The sequence below is a fragment of the Azoarcus sp. DN11 genome (assembly GCF_003628555.1).
In the GTDB taxonomy this organism is placed as follows: domain Bacteria; phylum Pseudomonadota; class Gammaproteobacteria; order Burkholderiales; family Rhodocyclaceae; genus Aromatoleum.
Genome location: NZ_CP021731.1, coordinates 2,808,997 through 2,827,921, shown reverse-complemented (window position 1 = coordinate 2,827,921; position 18,925 = coordinate 2,808,997). Strand labels below are relative to the sequence as shown.

Annotated in this window: 24 protein-coding genes; 11 read left to right on the top strand and 13 right to left on the bottom strand. The window is 64.7% G+C overall.

Features of this window, described 5'->3' with window-relative positions; all coding sequences use genetic code 11:
- The first annotated feature begins 112 nt into the window (after positions 1-112).
- Entirely contained in the window at positions 113-1,459 is a 1,347-nt protein-coding gene (locus CDA09_RS13005) for a sensor domain-containing protein (RefSeq protein WP_121429092.1), read from the top strand.
- A gap of 37 nt (positions 1,460-1,496) precedes the next feature.
- On the opposite strand, the gene CDA09_RS13000 is transcribed toward CDA09_RS13005, so the two are convergent.
- Positions 1,497-2,087 carry a hemerythrin domain-containing protein gene (locus CDA09_RS13000; protein ID WP_121429091.1) on the bottom strand — a complete coding sequence of 197 codons (591 nt, stop codon included), beginning with the start codon at positions 2,085-2,087 and terminating at the stop codon, positions 1,497-1,499.
- 184 nt (positions 2,088-2,271) lie between these two features.
- Here CDA09_RS13000 and fdxA point away from each other — a divergent pair, with 184 nt between their 5' ends.
- The gene (gene fdxA / locus CDA09_RS12995) at positions 2,272-2,595 is read left to right on the top strand and encodes a ferredoxin FdxA (protein WP_121429090.1); all 324 of its coding nucleotides are present in this window, start codon (positions 2,272-2,274) and stop codon (positions 2,593-2,595) included.
- A 24-nt stretch (positions 2,596-2,619) separates the two neighbouring features.
- Here the strand turns inward: fdxA and CDA09_RS12990 are convergent, their stop codons facing one another.
- The 4 genes from CDA09_RS12990 to sdhC are packed head-to-tail and all read right to left on the bottom strand — an operon-like array spanning position 2,620 to position 4,843.
- Positions 2,620-3,384 carry a Crp/Fnr family transcriptional regulator gene (locus tag CDA09_RS12990; protein WP_121429089.1) on the bottom strand — a complete coding sequence of 255 codons (765 nt, stop codon included), beginning with the start codon at positions 3,382-3,384 and terminating at the stop codon, positions 2,620-2,622.
- Between the two features lie 10 nt (positions 3,385-3,394).
- Positions 3,395-4,090 carry a succinate dehydrogenase iron-sulfur subunit gene (locus CDA09_RS12985; RefSeq protein ID WP_121429088.1) on the bottom strand — a complete coding sequence of 232 codons (696 nt, stop codon included), beginning with the start codon at positions 4,088-4,090 and terminating at the stop codon, positions 3,395-3,397.
- Between the two features lie 25 nt (positions 4,091-4,115).
- Positions 4,116-4,460, bottom strand: a complete 345-nt coding sequence (gene sdhD / locus CDA09_RS12980) for a succinate dehydrogenase, hydrophobic membrane anchor protein (RefSeq protein ID WP_121429087.1) — start codon at positions 4,458-4,460, stop codon at positions 4,116-4,118.
- Positions 4,457-4,843, bottom strand: a complete 387-nt coding sequence (gene sdhC / locus CDA09_RS12975; protein WP_121430863.1) for a succinate dehydrogenase, cytochrome b556 subunit — start codon at positions 4,841-4,843, stop codon at positions 4,457-4,459. The genes sdhD and sdhC overlap by 4 nt, the downstream gene beginning before the upstream one ends.
- A 253-nt stretch (positions 4,844-5,096) precedes the next feature.
- On the opposite strand from sdhC, the gene CDA09_RS12970 reads away from it, so the two are divergent.
- Positions 5,097-5,855 (top strand): DUF2189 domain-containing protein, encoded by a 759-nt coding sequence (locus CDA09_RS12970; protein WP_286164119.1) that lies wholly within the window; start codon positions 5,097-5,099, stop codon positions 5,853-5,855.
- Between the two features lie 42 nt (positions 5,856-5,897).
- Positions 5,898-6,218 carry a hypothetical protein gene (locus CDA09_RS12965; protein ID WP_286164118.1) on the top strand — a complete coding sequence of 107 codons (321 nt, stop codon included), beginning with the start codon at positions 5,898-5,900 and terminating at the stop codon, positions 6,216-6,218.
- Positions 6,219-6,334: 116 nt separating this feature from the next.
- Here the strand turns inward: CDA09_RS12965 and CDA09_RS12960 are convergent, their stop codons facing one another.
- From CDA09_RS12960 to CDA09_RS12940, 5 genes are all read right to left on the bottom strand, one after another.
- A complete protein-coding gene (locus CDA09_RS12960; RefSeq protein WP_174718440.1) occupies positions 6,335-6,604 on the bottom strand; it encodes a hypothetical protein in 270 nt (89 codons plus the stop codon).
- A 52-nt stretch (positions 6,605-6,656) separates the two neighbouring features.
- Entirely contained in the window at positions 6,657-8,081 is a 1,425-nt protein-coding gene (gene ppnN / locus CDA09_RS12955) for a nucleotide 5'-monophosphate nucleosidase PpnN (protein ID WP_121429085.1), read from the bottom strand.
- A 166-nt stretch (positions 8,082-8,247) separates the two neighbouring features.
- On the bottom strand, positions 8,248-8,721 hold the full coding sequence (locus tag CDA09_RS12950) for a chemotaxis protein CheX (RefSeq protein WP_121429084.1): 474 nt from the start codon (positions 8,719-8,721) through the stop codon (positions 8,248-8,250).
- Positions 8,718-9,089: a response regulator transcription factor gene (locus CDA09_RS12945; protein WP_121429083.1), complete on the bottom strand. Its 372-nt coding sequence runs from the start codon at positions 9,087-9,089 to the stop codon at positions 8,718-8,720. Before CDA09_RS12945 ends, CDA09_RS12950 begins: the two co-directional genes overlap by 4 nt.
- A complete protein-coding gene (locus CDA09_RS12940) occupies positions 9,086-11,146 on the bottom strand; it encodes an ATP-binding protein (protein WP_121429082.1) in 2,061 nt (686 codons plus the stop codon). Before CDA09_RS12940 ends, CDA09_RS12945 begins: the two co-directional genes overlap by 4 nt.
- A gap of 251 nt (positions 11,147-11,397) precedes the next feature.
- Here CDA09_RS12940 and CDA09_RS12935 point away from each other — a divergent pair, with 251 nt between their 5' ends.
- Genes CDA09_RS12935 through CDA09_RS12925 form a run of 3 tightly spaced genes read left to right on the top strand, consistent with a single transcriptional unit; the run spans position 11,398 to position 13,227 of the window.
- Positions 11,398-11,640 (top strand): DUF8082 domain-containing protein, encoded by a 243-nt coding sequence (locus CDA09_RS12935; protein ID WP_121429081.1) that lies wholly within the window; start codon positions 11,398-11,400, stop codon positions 11,638-11,640.
- Positions 11,641-11,645: 5 nt separating this feature from the next.
- The gene (locus tag CDA09_RS12930; RefSeq protein WP_121430861.1) at positions 11,646-12,506 is read left to right on the top strand and encodes an MCP four helix bundle domain-containing protein; all 861 of its coding nucleotides are present in this window, start codon (positions 11,646-11,648) and stop codon (positions 12,504-12,506) included.
- A 58-nt stretch (positions 12,507-12,564) separates the two neighbouring features.
- Positions 12,565-13,227 carry a YceI family protein gene (locus CDA09_RS12925; RefSeq protein WP_121429080.1) on the top strand — a complete coding sequence of 221 codons (663 nt, stop codon included), beginning with the start codon at positions 12,565-12,567 and terminating at the stop codon, positions 13,225-13,227.
- A gap of 125 nt (positions 13,228-13,352) precedes the next feature.
- Here the strand turns inward: CDA09_RS12925 and CDA09_RS12920 are convergent, their stop codons facing one another.
- From CDA09_RS12920 to CDA09_RS12910, 3 genes are read right to left on the bottom strand one after another with little or no spacing between them, the layout of a single operon-like run.
- Positions 13,353-14,003, bottom strand: coding sequence for a DsbA family protein (locus tag CDA09_RS12920; protein ID WP_121429079.1), 651 nt, complete (start codon positions 14,001-14,003; stop codon positions 13,353-13,355).
- Entirely contained in the window at positions 14,000-14,440 is a 441-nt protein-coding gene (locus tag CDA09_RS12915) for a disulfide bond formation protein B (RefSeq protein WP_121429078.1), read from the bottom strand. Before CDA09_RS12915 ends, CDA09_RS12920 begins: the two co-directional genes overlap by 4 nt.
- On the bottom strand, positions 14,430-14,726 hold the full coding sequence (locus CDA09_RS12910; protein ID WP_121429077.1) for a DUF1330 domain-containing protein: 297 nt from the start codon (positions 14,724-14,726) through the stop codon (positions 14,430-14,432). Before CDA09_RS12910 ends, CDA09_RS12915 begins: the two co-directional genes overlap by 11 nt.
- Before the next feature lie 223 nt (positions 14,727-14,949).
- Between CDA09_RS12910 and CDA09_RS12905 the strand changes: the two genes are divergently transcribed.
- The 4 genes from CDA09_RS12905 (at position 14,950) to CDA09_RS12890 (ending at position 18,885) form a co-directional block, all read left to right on the top strand.
- Positions 14,950-15,948, top strand: coding sequence for a sulfate ABC transporter substrate-binding protein (locus CDA09_RS12905; RefSeq protein ID WP_121429076.1), 999 nt, complete (start codon positions 14,950-14,952; stop codon positions 15,946-15,948).
- Positions 15,949-16,031: 83 nt separating this feature from the next.
- Entirely contained in the window at positions 16,032-16,928 is an 897-nt protein-coding gene (gene cysT / locus CDA09_RS12900) for a sulfate ABC transporter permease subunit CysT (protein ID WP_121429075.1), read from the top strand.
- A complete protein-coding gene (cysW, locus tag CDA09_RS12895; protein ID WP_121429074.1) occupies positions 16,925-17,821 on the top strand; it encodes a sulfate ABC transporter permease subunit CysW in 897 nt (298 codons plus the stop codon). The genes cysT and cysW overlap by 4 nt, the downstream gene beginning before the upstream one ends.
- On the top strand, positions 17,818-18,885 hold the full coding sequence (locus CDA09_RS12890; protein WP_121429073.1) for a sulfate/molybdate ABC transporter ATP-binding protein: 1,068 nt from the start codon (positions 17,818-17,820) through the stop codon (positions 18,883-18,885). Before cysW ends, CDA09_RS12890 begins: the two co-directional genes overlap by 4 nt.
- Positions 18,886-18,925: the final 40 nt, after the last annotated feature.

The window sequence follows — 18,925 nt, the reverse complement described above, 5'->3', positions numbered from 1 at the left end:
CCGGCCCGGCCGGCGAAATTCGGGACGTGGCCGATGCGGGGCACAGGCTTCCCTCGCCGAATCCGTGTCAAGCTCCCTGCATACCTTGCCCTTTCGATAGTAATCTATCCGGATGTCTGCGATCCCGCGCGATGATCGTCTGCCCAACTTCGTCGATCTGCTCCTCGACGTGGTGTTCCTCGTCGCCCCCGGTGGACGCATCGTGTATGTGAGCGCTGCGTGCGAGCGGATTCTCGGCTATTCGGCCGATGAAATGGTCGGCCGTCACCTGTTCGATTTTCTCGCCCCGGAAGACCGCGAGCGGACAATGCAGGAGGCTGGTGAGATCGTCGCCGGTCGTGCACGCGTCGGGTTCGCGAACCGCTACGTCCACAAGAATGGGCATCGCGTCGACCTCATGTGGTCGGCATGCTGGTCCGAGAAGGACCAACTGCGGATCGGGGTCGCGCGCGACGTCACCGAGTTGAAGCGCGCCGAGGCCATTCAGCGCGCGACGTACGCAATTTCGGAAGCCGTGCACGATGCCGAGGACCTCGACGTCCTGCTGCGCGAGATACACCGCATCGTCGCCGGTCTTGTGCCGGTAGCCGGTTTTGCGCTTGCCACCTGCGACAGGCGGACGCGGCAGCTCGATTTCTCCTACCAGATGGACGGGCAGGGGAATTCGCCCCTTCTGCCCGAACCGCTTGCATGCGAATTCTGCACCCAGGTGCTCTGCGGCGGTCGGCCGTTGCAGTTGCGCGGCGCCGCGTTGACCGCGTCGTGCGGAGAGGCTGGGCATGTGCATGTCGACGACGACGGCTCCTGGCTGGCACTGCCGTTGATCGTCCAGTACGACACGATCGGGGTCCTCGTGCTGAAGAGCGATCCGGGCACGCAGTATTCGGACAAGGATCGGAAGCTGCTGCATTTCATCGCGGACCAGGTCGCGATCGCGATCGATCGGGCCCAGACGAAGGCGGAGCTGCAGCGGGCGGCGCGCTACGACGAGCTGACCGGGCTGCCGAATCGCCGCGTTTTCAAGGAGCGCGTCGATGCGGCCGTGACCCGATGCGCCCGCACTCAGGCGCTCATGGCGGTGCTTTACATCGACCTCGATGATTTCAAGCAGGTCAATGATTCGCTCGGCCACGCGTGCGGAGACCGGCTGCTGCGGGAGGTGGCACGCCGGCTGCAACGCTGTGTGCGCGCGGCCGATTCGGTAGCACGTCTGGGCGGTGACGAATTCGTTGTGCTGCTCGAGGACATCCAGACGCCCGAGGATGCACACCAGGTTGCGGTCAAGATCCGGGAAGTGATCAGCCATCCGTTCGATCTCGACGCGCGGGTACTGCGTACCCGGGCGAGCATTGGGGTGGCGCTCCATCCCGGGCACGGACAGGATCTGGACGATATCCTGAAGCACGCCGACGAGGCGATGTACGCGGACAAGCGGAACAGGCCCCGGCCCTCCGCCTGATCGGAGCGCCGGGCGTTTTCCCCGCCAGCGCCCGACCTCATTCGAGGCAGCAGACGGTCGCGGCGGGTATCTTGCATCCGCAGTGAGCCTGGCCTGCGATCCGGCGATGGAGGGCCCTGAAGCGCTCCTGCACGGAATCGCCGAAGATCGGGTCCGCAGCAAAATGGATCGCGGAATCGACCAGGAACCAGTCTTCGTCATCGAGCGCGGCGGCAAGTCGCGGGAAGAGCTCGCGCTCTTCGGCATCCATGTGATTTTTCAGGAAGGCGACGTAGTTGCGGACGTCCGTGGCCAGCGTCGAGCGCGACATCATCGCGCCATTGGCCACGGCAGCGAGATCGGCTGCCAGCGCCGTGCTGCATTCGGATATCGCACCGTGCTCGTGCGCGAGTTCGTCGACGATGGCTGCGATGGCCGGGTCGCGCGCAAGCAGGCGCCGGAATGCGACATCCTCGCGTGGATGGTGGTAGTGGTCGGGATACTGGGTCATGTAGTAGACGATGTCGGACATGAGGTCGTAATCCGGCTCGTCGCCGTGAATGAAGGTTTCGGCAAGGGATTGCAGCAGGTCGAGCAGCTTGTGGTAGTTGGCGTGCTCGGCTTGCCACTTCAGGATGTGTCCGGACATGGCGATCTCCAGCAATCGTGGGCGATTCCGGCATCCGGCTGTCGCGGAGCCGGTCTGTGCGGTGTGATTCCATCCTAGGGAGCAGGTCCGGCGCGGGGAATGATTTTTGTCATTCAGGCCGCGGCGCATCCGCCCTACATTGGTCCCGCACTGCAAGACCCGATCACCCCGAGAGAGCAAAATCATGACCTATGTCGTCACCGAAGCCTGCATCAAGTGCAAGCACACCGATTGCGTCGATGTCTGTCCCGTCGACGCCTTCCGCGAAGGCCCGAATTTCCTCGTCATCGACCCGAGCGAATGCATCGACTGCACTTTGTGCGTCGCCGAATGTCCGGTCGATGCGATCTATTCGGAGGATGACGTGCTCGCCGACCAGCGGCATTTCATTCCGCTCAACGAGGAACTCGCCAGGAAGTGGATCCCGATCGTCGAGGTGAAGCCGGCGCCTGAGGATGCCGGTTTCTGGGCGACCGTGAAGGACAAGTTCAAGCTGCTCGAGCGCTGACGACGAAGATCTGCGCGCGGCGGGTCAGGATTCACCGATCCGCTGCAACATGTCGGGACGCAGGATCTCGATCCTGCCGGGTCGCGAGGCGAGCCAGCCGGCCTTCTGCCACCGGCTCAGGATCCGGATCACCGTTTCGACCCGCGCGCTCACGAGCTGGCTGATTTCGTCGCGGCCGAGGTGTGCGTCGATGATGAGGGTGCCGGCTTCTGTCGGTTGGCCGAATCGCCCGATCAGGTAACGCATCAGCGCGGCGAGGCGGCGCGGTACGGAGCCCGCGCTGACGATGTCGATCTTCGCGCGCAGCGCAGCCGTGTGCTGCAGCAGTGCACGGTTTACCGCCAGCCCGACGGCCACGGAGTTGCCCAGTGCTTCTCGCAACGCCTCCGCGCGGATCAGCAGGACTTCCGCCGTTCCGCCGAGCGCGATGGCGTCCGCCGGGAAGCTGCCGCTCTCGAGTGCGGCGACCAGGCCGACTGCGTCGCCACGCCGGAATAGTCCCATGACGATCCCTTCGCCCGTTGGCGTCATCCGCCGGATCTCGACCATGCCCACTTCGATCACCGCGAAATGTTTCGCGTGCTCGCCGGCGAACCACAGCGATTCCCCCGCACCGATGCGGCGCGAGCGCGCGCCTTGCGCGAGGGATTCGAGATTCGCGGGAGGCAGCAGCGAGAAGATGTCGAGCGCGCCCAGCCGTTGCGCCAGTGCCGTGGCGAATGCGCCCCCGTGCCCGGCGAGCGGGCCGGGCTGCGGGCACAGGGCGGACAAGGGCGGCGCGTGTCCCATGGCGGAGACCCTACGACGATTCGCGCACCAGCGCTTGCCGGATACGCTCGATCGCGTGCGACGGGCTCAGTCCCTTGGGGCAGACCTCGGTGCAGTTCATGATCGTCCGGCAGCGGTACAGGCGGTAGACGTCGTCGAGGAAGGCCAGCCGTTCGGCCGTCGCCGTGTCACGCGAGTCGGAGATGAAGCGGTAGGCCTGCAGCAGCCCTGCCGGCCCGATGAACTTGTCGGGATTCCACCAGAACGAAGGGCAGAAGGCGCTGCAGCATGCACACAGGATGCATTCATACAACCCGTCGAGCTTCTCGCGCTCGGCGGGCGACTGCAGGCGTTCGCGCTCGGGAGGCTCGGTGGTGTTGATCAGGTAAGGCTTGATCGAGTGGTAGTGCGCGAAGAACTGGGTCATGTCGACGATGAGGTCGCGAATCACGGGGAAACCGGGCAGGGGCCGCAGTACGACCGGCTCCTTCAGCCCCGGCAAGGACGTGAGGCAGGCCAGCCCGTTGCGGCCGTTGATGTTCATCGCGTCCGATCCGCATACGCCCTCGCGACAGGAACGCCGGAACGACAGGCTGTCGTCGATCGTTTTCAACCGCATCAGGACGTCGAGCAGCTTCCGGTCGTCCGCCTCGGTCGGGACGTCGTAATCCTGCATGCGCGGCCGCGCATCGGTTTCCGGATTGAAGCGGTAGATGCTCAGTCGCATGATCCCTCCCTGCCGCGCTCCGCCCTCATCCGCCGCCCGCAAGATGCGCCGCCATCGTGAGCCCGACGCGAATCACGATCGCAGTCAGGAGCACGCCGACGATCGACAGCACGCCCAGGCGCAGGACCGGCGGATGAACGTAGTCGAGGGTGATGTCGCGAATGCCGATCCAGGCGTGCAGGCACAGCGCTGCGAAGAACACCACGATCAGCACCGCGCCGTGCGTGCTGGTCGCCAGTGCGTGCCAGCGCGCGTAGTTCAACGGTGGCCCCGCCAGCAGCGTTGCTGCGCCCAGCGCGAGCAACACCAGCAGCACCAGTGCGGTCACCCGCTGCAGCAGCCATGCCCGTTGTCCGAGGAAGATTCTCATGACAGCCACCGCGCCGCGCAGGCGAGGGCGACGATCGCAGCGGCGACGATCACTGCCCATGCGCTCGTGCGCGCCTGCGACAGGCGGCTGCCGATTCCGAGGTCCATCAGCAGGTGACGCACGCCGGCCATGAGGTGGTGCGCGGCGGCCCAGACGATAAGGGCGAGGAAAAGGGCCCGCCACGGTGCGGACACCAGGTTCCGCACGGCGTCGAATTCGACCTCGCTGCTCAGTGAACGGTCCAGCGTGAGCGCCAGAAGGGGCAGGGTGAAGGCGAGCAGCACGCCGGAAACCCGATGCCCGATGGACGCGATCGCACCGATCGGAAAGCGGATCTGCAGCAGGTTCAGGAATTTTGGCGCCGCTTGCGGCGGTGCTCGCATCTCGGTCTCCCTTGCGCTGTTTATCGATCCGGCGGCAGTCGCGTCCTCGGGGGCATCCTTCGCCATGCGTTGTGCGCATGTTGCACGCCTGACTCCGCATCAGCGCAAAGCGGCGGTCCACTTGACTATAGTGGGACTTGCAAAAGAGTCAACAAAAATGCATCTTAAGCGTACTTCCAGAGCTGGCATGCCGATGATGCCAGATGACAGATTCGGGCTAGGATGAAATGGACAATTTGCCACGTGGTGCCCCATGTCGATGAATGTCAGTCGCCCGGAACCGCGGCATGTCCGCCCCCGGCAGGTCGTTGCTGCCGTGTCGTCGGGCCTGCGCGTGTTCGTACAGACGGCCCCCCTGTCGCTGGCGTATGCGGGGGGATTCGCGGTGCTCGGCGCGGGGTTCATTTCCTTGCTGGTTGCGCTCGGCCTGGCGCCGATGGCGTTGCCGCTGGTGGGAGGCTTCCTGATTGTCGCCCCGGCATTGCTGACGGGCTTCTTCGCCATGTCGGCCGCACAGCGCCGCGGGCGGAAACCTACGTGGCGGGACGTGGGCGGTGGCTTCCTGCAGTCACCGCCGTCACTCTGGGGCCTGGTACTTGTCTGCCTCTTCCTCTTCGTGATCTGGCTGACGGATGCCGGGATCCTCTACAGCTTCATGCTGGGTCGCAGCTATACCGGCTGGAAGATGCTGCTCCCGTTTTCCGCTGAACTTCTGCGTTTCCACGTTGGCGCGGTCGTGGCGGGCGGACTCTTTGCGGTGATCGCGTTCAGCATCACCGCGTATGCCGTGCCCCTGCTCATCGAGCGCCGCGCCAATCTCGTCGTGGCCGTGAGCGCGAGTGTTCGCGCCATCTTCCGCAGCATTCCGGCAAACCTGACGTGGAGTTTCCTGTTGGCAAGCACGATCATCGCGTCGATCTTCGTGCCCCTGCTGCTGATGGTGACCTTACCGATCGCGGCCTTTGCGACCGAAGCGCTCTATCGCGCGGTGTTCCCGGACGAACAGGGTTGAGTTGCCCGGAAAGCAGGGGTTCGGGCCCCAACTCTGGGTATCGTGGAGTTTCATCTCGTGGTGGACAGAATGGAACAATGGTTCGTGGCAAATTTGGGTGATGCGATGCTCGCCGGCGACGAGTTGGATCGCGTGTGCGCGCTATTCGGGGAACTGGGCGATCGCAACGCGACGACCGCGGTACTGATGCGGCATGAGAACCACGGGGGCCTGCACTGCGAGCTCGTGCTCTATTTTCCGCCGGAGCTTGCAGATCTTGCCGCGCACGTTGGGGCGCGGCCCTGCGCCAGGCCCGATTCATCCGGCCTGGGTGTGGCGGTCGGTTCGCGGCAGCGCATCGCGGATCTTCGTGCCGGGGAGTGACGCAGTACCGACTTCGTTTGGGAACAGCCTGATCGCTGTGGCGGACAAAAGCAAAACGCGGCCGAGGCCGCGTTCTGCTTTTGGGAGAATCGTCGTGCGGCGTGGCCGCACCTCGCTCAGGCGTTTACCGGGCGGCCATAGATCAAAAGGATCTCGCGGAACTTGCGGTGTCGCTCGTCCGGGTCGTACTGGTTGAAGATCCGTTCCTGGCGCGCCCGGCTCAAGGGAGAGAGGGCATCCAGTATGGTCCGCCGCTCGTTGAGGATGTGTTCGCGCATGTTCTTGTTCACGAAGACGAAGCGGATCGGATCGTAGAGCCCGTCGGCGCGCGTGCGATGGAAACCTGGTTCTGCGGGGAGGAAGTTCTCTGCTGCGTGGCTTTTCATGGTTATTTTTCGGGGTGTTGATGTCTCGTATCGGCACTATACCTGCCAATGGTTAAGACCGTATTACGTTGTGCTTCCCCGAGACCACCACATAGCAGGGGTTGTAAGTCGCCCCTGGTAGTTTCATGCGCCCCTGCGCGACGAAGGACGAGAGCAGCGCGTCCATGGGGCCCATGATTCCTGCATCGCCATGGATCTCGAACGGGCCATGCTGCTCGATCTCGCGAATGCCATCGTTCTTGACGTTGCCGGCCACGACGCCCGAGAACGCGCGACGCAGATCCGCCGCAAGGAGGTGGCGCGGCTGATTGCGGTTCAGCCTGAGACGACGCATGTTCTCGTGCGTCGGGCGGAAGGGGTGCTGGAACTCGTGCTCGATGCGCAGCAGCCAGTTGAAATAGTAGGCATCGCGATATTCCTTGCGGAAGGCGCGCACTTTTGCGACTCCGCCCTGCATCTCGCGCGCGACGGCGGCCGGATCGTCGATGATGATGCGGTAACGGCTGCGCGCCTCGTCGCCCAGCGTCTCCGCGATGAAGCTGTCGATGCGGCGGAAGTATTCCTCGGCGCTCTTCGGGCCGGTGAAGACCAGGGGAAGCGGGTGATCGACGTTGGCCGGGTGTAGCAGGATCCCCAGCACGTACAGGATTTCTTCCGCCGTGCCGACCCCGCCCGGAAACACGACGAAGCCGTGTCCGGTACGGACGAAGGCCTCCAGCCGTTTCTCGACGTCCGGGAAGACCACGAGGTCGTTCACGATGGGGTTGGGCGATTCCGCAGCGATGATCCCGGGTTCGGTGAAGCCGAGATAGCGCGCCTTGCCGATGCGTTGCTTGGCGTGCCCGATGGCTGCCCCCTTCATCGGCCCCTTCATCGCACCGGGCCCGCAGCCGGTGCAGATGTCCAGCCCGCGCAGGCCCAGTTCGTAGCCGACGCGCTTCGTGTAGTCGTACTCCGCGCCGCTGATCGAATGTCCGCCCCAGCACACCACGACGCTGGGCTGGGTGACCGGCTGCATGATCCCCGCATTGCGTAGGATCTGGAACACGGCGTCCGTGATGCCCTCGGACGTGCCGAAGTCGAAACGCGTCGGTGCGGCGCCGGCCGTTCCTTCGGCCTCTCTGCTGACATACAGGACATCGCGCAGCACCGCGAAGAGATGTTCCTGTATGCCGCGGATCATCGTGCCGTCGACAAAGGCACTTGCCGGCGCATTGCGGATGTCCAGCTTGATGCCGCGCGAGCGCTGGATGATGTGGATCTCGAAATCGGGGTAGCGCGCGAGCAGCTCCTTGCCGTCGTCGAGCGGATTGCCGCAGTTGAGAACGGCGAGGGCGCAGTTGCGGAAGAGCTCGCGCAGGCCGCCGTGGCCCTGGCTGGAGAGGCGGGCGGCCTCGGTGCGGGAAAGCACTTCCATGCGTCCGGTGGGTGACACCTGGGCGTCGACGACCGGGAATCTTGCGGAGATTTTCGTCATGAATCGGATCGTGTGCGGGCCCGCCGGAATCGGTGAGGTCGCGTCAGGGCCGCTGCGGGATGGGGGAGTTCCGCATATTAGGCGCATGGGCCGGAGAATGCATGCGTTCGATGGGTGCGGCCCTCCGCGCGGAGGAGTAGCACCGCACGGGGGATCGGATCAGCGCTCAGCGACGGATGTCGAGATGCACGACGAGGTTGGCCTCGAAGTTGTGCCAGCGCAGCGGGATCGCGAACGGGGCGCCGGCTGCCTGCACCGGCGTGGGAGCTGCGGTGCGCAGGCGGGAGGCGGGCGTCGAGATCGCCAGTTCCTCGCCGAAATGGCGCCTTGCCCGGCCCGACATCATGTTGGCGATCTCGCCGACGACGTCCAGGCAGCGATCGACCGAGTGCTCGCGCTCGCCGATCGCCTCCAGAACCCGCGACAGCATTCCGTAGGGTGCCGAGAACGTGATGCTGCCGCGAAACCCCCCGGAAACGTCGATCACGCCGTTGAAATCGCCCCATAGCGGCGCAGAGGTGCCGTCGAGGATGTAAGCCGTGCGAACGACCGCCGCTTCGTGCGTCATGTTGAGGAAGAAAACCGAGATGGCTTCGGAAAAGACCTCGATGTCCTCGTGGGTCAGCGCGCGGTAGTTCAACTCATCAGCTCCAGCAGGGCGGCAACCAGTTGTTCTTCGGTGAAAGGTTTGTGCAGAAAACCATGTGCGCCCTTGCTGATGGCGCGCAGTGCGGTGGTCTTGTCGCTCAGCGCCGACACCACCATGATGCGCGCGCTCGGCAGGACCTCGGCGAGCCGTTCGATGCAGGCTTCGCCGTCCATGTTGGGCATCGTCAGGTCCATCGTGATGAAGTCGGGTTTCCGCGCCGTCGCAATCGTCAGCGCCTGTTCGCCATCGCCGGCGAGTCCCACCAGATCGATCGGCGGCAGACGCTCGTCCAGCATCTGGCGTGCGATCAGATTCCGGATGACCATCGAGTCATCGACGATCAACAGTCTTGCCTTCATGCAGGACTCCATTGCAGGGTGAAACGCGTGTATTCGCTCGGTGACGACGCCAGCCGCAGTCGTGCGCCGGTTTCGCGTGCCAGCGTCCCGACCACGTCCAGGCCGACGCCGCGGCCGGCGTGCTCATCGACGGTGGTGGCGGTGGAAACCCCCGGTTCGAACAGTGTCGCGACGACGTCCCGGTCGCTCATCGCGGCGACCTGCTCGGCGGTGCGGTGCCCGCTTTCGACCAGTCGGCTGCGCAGCGCATGTACGTCGATGCCGCGGCCATCATCGGCCACCGTGAGCTCCAGGCTGCCGTCCGCGGAGCGCACGAGCTCGATGCGCAAACGGCCTTCCTCGTGCTTGCCGGCGCGCCGCCGCTCGTCCGATGCCTCGATGCCGTGCACCACCGCATTCCTGACGAGCTGCGGCAGCCCTTCACGCAGAAGCCGATGAACCGGCTCGGGAATCACCCCAACGTGGGGAAGCGAGGTTTCGACGCGCACCTTCTTGTTCAGGTCGGACGCCACGGCAAGCGCGAGCCGCTGGATCCGCTGCATCGACTGGAACACGCCATCTTCCGCTGCGGGCGTCCCGGCGTGAATCGCACCGCCGCCGGCATCGGCCGGCTGGCGGGCGAAGGCTGCGATGCGCGAGATCACCGCTTCGACCCTGGAGAGCTCCTGCAGCAGGTGCCCGATACCGGTGGCGACGGGGATCAGGTCGTCGCCCGTGAGCGTCCGGCGGTTGCGCAGCCCGGTCAGGGCCTCCTCGAAGCGGTGGGTCTGTGCCGTCACGGTGCCGATCGAGAGCGCCGCCGCCTCGCCCTTGATCGAGTGAACGTCGCGGAACACCCCAGTCACCACCGCCGCATACTCCCGCGAGTCGGGCCTCACGTCGCGCAGTGTCGTGTTCAGGCGATCGAGTTTCGCCCTGGCGTCGCCGAGGAAGCGGTCCACGTCGTCCGGATCGTTGTCCAGCACCTGGAGGAGCAGCGCCACTTCGCTGCGTGCGCGCTCCTCGGCGCTGGCCAGTTCGTGCTCGAGCCGCACCTCCTGGCTCACGTCGGCCACGGCGACGAGCAGACCGGTAATGCCTTCGCCCGCGTCGCCGCGCACCGGCTGGAAACTGAAGTTCAGGTACTTCGGGCGTGCGCTGCCCTGCCGGTTGAGCTCGACCCGCTGCAGCGGATTGAGATCCGCGAGCAGGGCCGGTTTCACGCGCTCGTTCAGCAGCAGCTCGATGTACTGCCGCGCCGAATCCATCGTGTCCGGCGAAACCAGTGCCGCCAGCGTCACGAGGAAGTTGTCCCCGGCGGCAAGCGGCTGTGGAATCACCTTGGCGAGATGATCCGAGCGCTGCATGCCGACGAGGCCATTGCGGTCGATCAGGAAAAGCCCCTCGCGCACCGTGCGCAGGATGTCCGTCATTTCGCGCCGCGACTGTTCCGCGGCGCGGTCGCTGCGAAACAGGCGGCGCGCAACGTGCAGCACGATGAAGACGAACATCAGCAGCGCCGCCCCGATCGCACCCGATTGCAGCGTACGCATCCAGTGTGCCCGGTCCGCCGCAATGCGTTCCTGTTCCTCGGTCAGGTCGTCGGCCAGCTGCAGCAGGCGCACGTTGCGAGTGTTGCTCAGGATGACGGCGCTCTCGATCGCGTCCGGGGCCGGAACCGCCTCGCCCAGCAGCGCGATGGCGGCGTCACGCAAGGGCTGCCACTGGCGATCGAGCTTTTCCGCCTGTTCGAGCACGGAATGGTCCTCCGCTGCTGCCGCGAAGGCCTGCACCTGCGCCAGCGCCTCGTCGAAGGCCTGGTAGGCTTCCGAGATCTGCGCCTGGCTCGTCTGCACGGGGTCGCCGGCGAGCGACTCATGCGACAGCGTGAGCAAGGCCTTGGCAAGCTGCTGCGAGTATCCGCGCAGCTTGCCGCCTTCGTTGATGCTCGCCGCGTCGCGCTCGACGTGTTGCAGCAGGACGAAGTTCAGCGTGAAGACGCCGACGTTCACGAGGAAAAACGCAGCGACGGCAAACACGAGCACGCGGTATTTGCCGAGAAGGATGGAGCGCAGCACGGGTGTCCGGTCGATCGATGGATGGGCAGGACCGGGAGGCTACCGATAATTTGTTACATTCTCGTGGCGAAGTGCCTGGGCAGGGCGGAAACAAGGCGGGGCGCGGATTAATGAAATATTGTGTTTGAGTGTGAAAGATTTTATGGCATTCCAATGCCGTTTGTTGTTGATCGGCCGGGATTCATACCGGTAATATTCACTTACAAGTTCCACGCCGGATGTCGTGCATCCGGCAAACTGCGAAATATCCGATGTCAGTAAATCCGTCCTGGAAGCAGCTCACCGTCGAGCGCCTCTCGCGAGAGATAGGTGTTTTGGCCGAAATCATTGTCGACGACGTTCTCTTCGATCTCGGTTTCGAGGACGGAGAACTGGCTCCACGGCAGTTGATGAGCTTTCTCGCCCGCCTGCAACGGGAGCTGCCCGAAACGGTGGACCGCGATGCCATCGTCAAGGAACTTGTGGCCGGACTCCTCTCAACTCCAAACGCGTGACCGCCATGTCCATCCGCAACAAGCTGATCCTCGGCTTCTCCGTCCTGCTCGCCTTCATCCTCGTGCAAGGCGCCGCCAGTTTTTTCTACGGTTCGCGCACCCAGGGGCTGGTCGACGCCGCCGTGAACCGCAACTTCATCGCGACGAGCGAAATCACCGACCTGCTCGCCTCGGCGCAACAGTTGCGGCGACTGGAAAAGGAATACCTGATCTATGTCGGCGACGTCGACGGGCGCAACAAGGTGCTCGAGAGCTGGAACGCCACGTACGGGCGCGTCCTCGGCCAGCTCGAGGCGATGGTGGCCAACAGCAAGGGCATCTACCTGCCGGGCGACGCCACGGCATTCACCCAGTGGAAAGCGGCGCTGGACGATTACCAGCAGGGCTTCACCCACATCATCGAAGGCTTCAGTTACGACGTGTCGATACTCGACGAAGGTGCCGGGGGCAGATCCCAGACCTATAACAAGGCGGTGCGCGCCAACGAGGAACTTCGCCCCGTCGTCGAGCGCTTCGATACCGTCCTGATCCAGGGGGCGACGAAATTGGCAAGCGCTCGCGCCGAAGAGTCCGCCCTGGCCTATCAGCGCATCCGCAGCAACTTCAACGTCGTCAGTTACGTGAACATCGGCTTCGCCATCGCCGGCCTGCTGCTGGCGGCCGGCCTCCTCACGACGATTCCCGCGTCGATCACCCGGCCGCTCGAATCGCTCGTCGAGTCTGCCGACAAGATGAGCCTGGGCGACCTCGGCAAGAAATTCGAGGCAGGCGGGGTCAAGGATTTCGAACGTCTTGCGGCCTCGCTCGAGCGCATGCGCGTGACGATGGAAGCGATGATCGTCCGCCTCAAGGCGCGCTCCCGCTGAGACTTTCGGTCCCTGAATATTTCGGATTCAACCGGCACTTTCACGAGAAGGAAAAGCCATGCGCATCGCTATCCGCCCACTGCTCCTGACCTTGGCACTGGGAGCCTCCCTTGCACTGCCCGCATACGCGCAGCACTCGGCTTCCGGTGCCGTTGCGACCAAGACGGTTGCACGCACCGCCACCGCTGCCAAGCCGGCCGCGGACGAGCTCGTGCCGGGGGATTACGTCATCGACGTCGCCCACTCGCACGTCTATTTCTTCATCTCGCATCTCGGCGTGAGCCGCTTCATGGGCCGCTTCGACGACATCAAGGGCACCTTCGTGGTCGGCCAGAAACCCACCGAAAGCGCAGTCAGTGCGACGGTGCCGATCTCCAGCGTCAATACCAAGCACCAGAAGCTCGAAGATCACCTCAAGAGCGCGGATTTCTTTGACGCCGCCCAGTTTCCGAACATGACTTTCGAATCGACGCGGGTGCGCTGGAACAACAAGGGTGAGGGCGTTCTCTCGGGCAACCTGACGATTCACGGCATCACCAAGGCCGTCGATTTCGACCTGAAGCTGACGGGGGCCGGGAAGGGGCCGCGCGGCGACACCCGTGCGGGTTTCGAAAGCGTCGCTACGATCAAGCGCAGCGATTTCGGCATGAACTACGGCCTGCCGCGCGTCGTTGGCGATTCTGTCGAGATCGCCCTGTCGATCGAAGGTATCCGCCAGTAAGGATCGGGTGTGGCGGGGAGACGACGCTCACGCGTCGCCCCGGCCCCGGGATTCCTCGAAATGCAATCGGCCCTGCCTCTCATGGCAGGGCCGGTTTTTTTGGTGCGGGCGGGTTAGCGTATCGTTCAGTAGCTGGCTTCCAATTCTTCCTCGACGAGTTGCTTGAGCTGCTCGTAGCCGAAGCTGGGCATCGGGCGCCCGTTGACGAAGAACTCCGGTGTCTGCGTGACGTTCAAGGTGCGCGCATCGGCGAGATCCTGCTTCACGGCCGCATCGATCGCCGGGTCGGCCATGTCGGTCTTCAGCCTGGCGATATCCAGGCCGACGCCGTTGATGAAGTTCCATACCAGCTCGGGCTGCGGATCGTGGTGCGACGCCCAGTTCGGTTGCGCCGTAAACAGCGCCTCGAGAGTTTCCCAGAACTTGCCCTGGAGCTTTGCCGCCGCCAGCAGCTTCACGACCTGCTCAGATCCGTCGTGGAAGGGCGCGTAGCGCACGGTCACGCGGATGCGGCCGGGGGCTGCGGCCATCAGCTGTTTGACGTAGGGGAAGAAGTCGCGGCAGGTCTCGCAGGCGGGATCGAGGAACTCGACGATATGCACGCGCGCCTCGGCTTCGCCCAGCGTTGGCGAGTGATCCCGAACAAGGGCGGGCGTATTCTGCTCGGCGACCTGGGCGCGGTGGGCTTTCTTTTCCGAGTCATGAACGAGGGTTGCGGTGGCGAACACCGCCACCATCAGTGCCGCGGCGATTCCGAAAATGTACTTCTGGTTCATCTGGACATCCTGTGTTTGGCGAGAAGCAGCAATCCGACGATCAGGGAGAAGGCAATCAGGGACAGCATCGGAATGGTCAGGAAGCCGAACCATTCGATCTGGATTTCCTTGCACGACACCCCGCGCGAGCACGGCTGGATGCGCTCGGGAATCACGCCGGCGACGAGCAGGACGTGGAAGAGGGCGGCCATCCAGCCGGCGAGCGCCAGGGGCAATGCGTAGCGAATGACGTTGCGGTCGAGCGGGAACATGCCGGCCGGCAGGATCAGCACCAGCGGAAACATCGCGATGCGTTGCCACCAGCACAGCACGCAGGGTGGCAGGTCCATGACCTCGCCGAGGAAGAGCGCGCCGAGCAGGGACGAGGCTGCCACGAGCCATGCGCCGAACAGCGGTGACCAGCCCGCCGCGGACGCTGCGTTCCGCTCAGCTTTCATAGGAAATCAGGACGACGTCGGCAGCCTGTTCGCGCAGCGGGATGAGGGCCTGATACACGGGCGAGTTGAACCAGCCGTTGAGCGAGTCGATGTCGGGAAAACGCAGGACGACGGTATCCGTGTGCGCATGTTCGCCGCCGAGCACCGTCACGCGCTTGCCGCGCAGCACCAGCTCCCCGCCCCATCCCTCCAGCGTGCCGGGCACGCGGGAACGGTACTCGTCCCATCTGGCGCGGTCCTTGATCGTGATGTGGCCGATCACGTAGGCCGGGGCTTTCTGTCTCATCGGGTGTCCTGGGGGAGACGCGGGGCCGCCATGTGGCGCGTCATGCGCCGTGCGGGCCCCTTCGCGAAAGGGGCGGATTATATCCGGTCACGGACGGGTGCCCCGGATCCATCGGTATTTGCAAATTTGGTTATATGGAAATAAGGTTTCATGCGTTGTCACGTTTTCTGGCATCGGCTATCGTCAAGGCCTTCTCCATTCATCGTTCGCTATCGGATCCAGCATGAAGAAACTGACCAGCCTGTTGCTCGCAGCCGGGTTCGCCTTTGCAACCGGCGCGTACGCCCAGCCGAACCTGCTCAACGTTTCCTACGACGTGGCCCGCGATGTCTACAAGGATTACAACCCGCTTTTCCAGAAGCACTGGAAGGAGAAGACCGGCGAGACCGTCGAACTGCGCCAGTCGCACGGCGGTTCGTCGAAGCAGGCGCGCGCGGTCGCCGACGGCCTCGAGGCCGACGTGGTGACGATGAACCAGGCGACCGACGTCGATTTCCTCGCTGAGAAGGGGCTGGTCGCGAAGGATTACCCGAAGAAGTTCCCCGACAACGCCTCACCGTATACCTCGACGATGGTCTTCATCGTGCGCAAGGGCAATCCCAAGGGGATCAAGGACTGGAACGACATCGCGAAGCCGGGCGCGGTGCAGGTGATCATTCCGCACCCGAAGAATACCGGCAACGGCCGTTACTCCTACCTGGCCGCATGGGGCTATGCGCTGAAGCAGCCCGGCGGCAACGAGAAGACCGCGCAGGAATTCGTCGCCAACTGGCTGAAGAACGCGCCGCTGTTCGGTTCCGGGGGACGTGACGCGACCACGACCTTCATGCAGCGCAAGCTCGGCGACGTGCTGGTCACCTTCGAGTCGGAGGCCGAGCTGATCGCAAAGGAATTCGGGCGCGGCGAATTCGAGGTCGTGTACCCCAGCATGTCGATTCTCGCGGAGTTCCCCGTCGCGATCGTCGAGAAGGTCGTCGACAAGAAAGGCACGCGCAAGCTCGCGCAGGCCTATCTCGAGTACCTGTGGTCGCCGGAAGGCCAGGAGAATGCCGCGGCCAACTACCTGCGTCCGCGTAATCCCGAGATCCTGAAGAAGCATGCCGCGCAGTTCCCGGCGATCAAGACCTTCACCGTGGATGAGGTCTTCGGGGGCTGGAGCAAGGCGTCGGCCCGGCACTTCAGGGATGGCGGCACGTTCGACCAGATTTACGCTCAGAAGTAAAATTGCATATTTCCCGCGACCGGCGGCCCCATCGCGGGCCGCTTCGCTTTTTGCCTGCAGGCTTTCATCGTTCGATCGACAACATGTTTCCCGCTCCCGCCAAACGGGATGGCGTGCTGCCCGGCTTCCGTCTGGGGCTGGGCTACACGCTGACCTACCTGACGCTCCTCGTGCTGATTCCGCTCGCCGGCATGATCCTCATGACCGGCAAGCTGAGCTGGAGCAGCTTCTGGGAGATCGCCACCGCCGAGCGCGCGATGGCGTCGTACCGCGTGACCTTCGGGGCGTCGCTGTTCGCGGCGATCATCAACGCCGTGTTCGGGCTGATCGTGGCCTGGGTGCTGGTGCGTTATTCCTTTCCGGGCAAACGCTTCGTCGATGCGCTGGTCGACCTGCCCTTCGCGCTGCCGACCGCGGTCGCCGGCATCACGCTCGCGACGCTGTACGCGGAGAACGGCTGGGTCGGGCAGTTTCTCGCCAGGGTCGGCATCAAGGTCGCCTTCACGCCGCTGGGCATCGTCGTCGCACTTATTTTCGTCACGCTGCCCTTCGTCGTCCGCACCCTGCAGCCGGTGATCGAGGATATCGAAGCCGAGGTCGAGGAGGCCGCCGCGTCGCTGGGCGCGACGCGCTGGCAGACGTTCACGCGCGTGCTGTTGCCGGGCATCTTCCCGGCGTGGTTGACCGGCTTCACGCTCGCGTTCTCGCGCGCGATCGGCGAGTTCGGGTCGGTGATCTTCATCGCGGGCAACATGCCGCTGATCTCCGAGATCACGCCGCTGCTGATCATCTCCAAGCTCGAGCAATACGACCTGCTGGGCGCAACCTCGCTCGCGGTCGTGATGCTGGTCATCTCCTTCGTCATGCTGCTCGTGATCAACCTGCTGCAATGGTGGGCCGCGAACCGCCATGTGAAGGGCGGTGAGGCGCCGGTCGCGGCGCTCGCTGTTCCTGCCGCACTGGTGGAGGCCCGTCCATGACCCCCCGTCGTGCCACTGCGGAACCGCGCTGGGTCCGCCTGCTGCTGATAGCCGTCGCCCTCGGCTTCCTGTTCCTGTTCCTCGTGCTGCCGCTGATCGCGGTGTTCTGGGAAGCGTTCGCGCAGGGCGCGCAGGCGTACTGGGAGGCGCTGAAGGACAGCGAGGCGCGCTCGGCGATGCTGCTGACGCTGACGATCGCGGCGCTCGTGCTGCCGTTCAACATCGCTTTCGGCGTCGCCGCGGCGTGGGCGATCGCGAAGTTCGAATTCCGCGGCAAGAGCCTGCTGACGACGCTGATCGACCTGCCGTTCGCGGTGTCTCCCGTCGTCGCCGGCCTGATCTTCATCATCCTGTTCGGCGCACAGGGCTTCTTCGGTTCGTGGCTCGCCGCCAACGATATCAAGATCATCTTTGCGCTGCCGGGGATGCTGCTCGCCACCCTGTTCGTGACCTTCCCCTTCGTCGCGCGCGAGCTGATCCCGCTGATGCAGGCGCAGGGCCGCGAGGAGGAGGAGGCCGCGATCTCGCTCGGTGCGTCGGGGTGGCAGATGTTCTGGCGCGTGACGCTGCCGAACATCAAGTGGGGCCTGATGTACGGCGTGATCCTCGCGAACGCCCGCGCGATGGGCGAGTTCGGCGCGGTGAGCGTCGTGTCGGGGCACATCCGCGGCGAGACGAACACGCTGCCGCTGCACGTCGAGATTCTCTACAACGAGTACAACCAGATCGGCGCCTTTGCCGCGGCGACGGTGCTTGCGATGCTGGGGCTGGTGACGCTGGTCGCGAAGACCATCGTCGAGTGGCGCATGCGCAAGGAAACCGAAATGCTGACGGCCGAGCTGCCGCCGGAAAAGACCGAACTGCCGCCGATCCCGGCCACGGAGCGTCCATGAGCATCGAAATCCGCAACATCAGCAAGCGCTTCGGCAACTTCGCCGCGCTCGACAACCTGTCCCTCGACATCCCGACCGGCGAACTTGTTGCCTTGCTGGGCCCGTCGGGCTGCGGCAAGACGACCCTGCTGCGCATCATCGCCGGTATGGAAACACCGGACGCCGGCGCCGTGCTGTTCGGCGGGCAGGAGGCGACGCACATCCACGCGCGCGAGCGCCAGGTCGGCTTCGTGTTCCAGCATTACGCGCTGTTCCGCCACATGTCGGTGTTCGAGAACGTCGCGTTCGGGCTGCGCGTGCGGCCGCGCAAGGACCGGCCGAGCGAGGCCGAGATCCGTGAGCGCGTGATGGGCCTGCTGAAGCTCGTGCAGCTCGACTGGCTGGCGCCGCGCTATCCGTCGCAGCTATCGGGCGGCCAGCGCCAGCGCATCGCGCTCGCCCGCGCACTCGCGGTCGAGCCGAAAGTGCTGCTGCTCGACGAGCCGTTCGGGGCGCTCGACACCAAGGTGCGCAAGGAGCTGCGCCGCTGGCTGCGCCGCCTGCACGACGAGATGCACATCTCGTCGGTGTTCGTGACGCACGATCAGGAGGAGGCGCTCGAAGTCGCGGACCGCGTGGTCGTGATGAACCGCGGCCACATCGAGCAGATCGGCTCGCCCGACGAGGTCTATTCGAGTCCGGCGTCGCCGTTCGTGTACCAATTCCTCGGCAACGTGAACGTCTTCCACAGCCGCCTGCACGGGGCGTGGGCGGAGGTCGAGCGCGAAGGGGAGGAGCCCGGATCGGGGTCGATCGCCTTCGTGCGCCCGCATGACATCGAGCTCGACGTCGCGCCCCTGAAGGGCGGGATGACCGCGGGCGTGCTCCATGTGCACCGCATCGGGCCGGTCGTGCGCGTCGAGCTCGAGCACGACGGCGAGACGATCGAGGTGGAGCTGACGCGCGAGCGGGCCGCCAGCCTGGACCTGCCGGTCGGCAAGACGGTGTGGATCAAGCCGCGCCAGGCCAAGGTCTTCGCGGTCGAGGCGACCGGCCCGGCGGCGCGGCAGCCGTTCCTGTTCTGATTCCGCCGGGATCGGCACATCCGTCCGGCGGGACTCGATG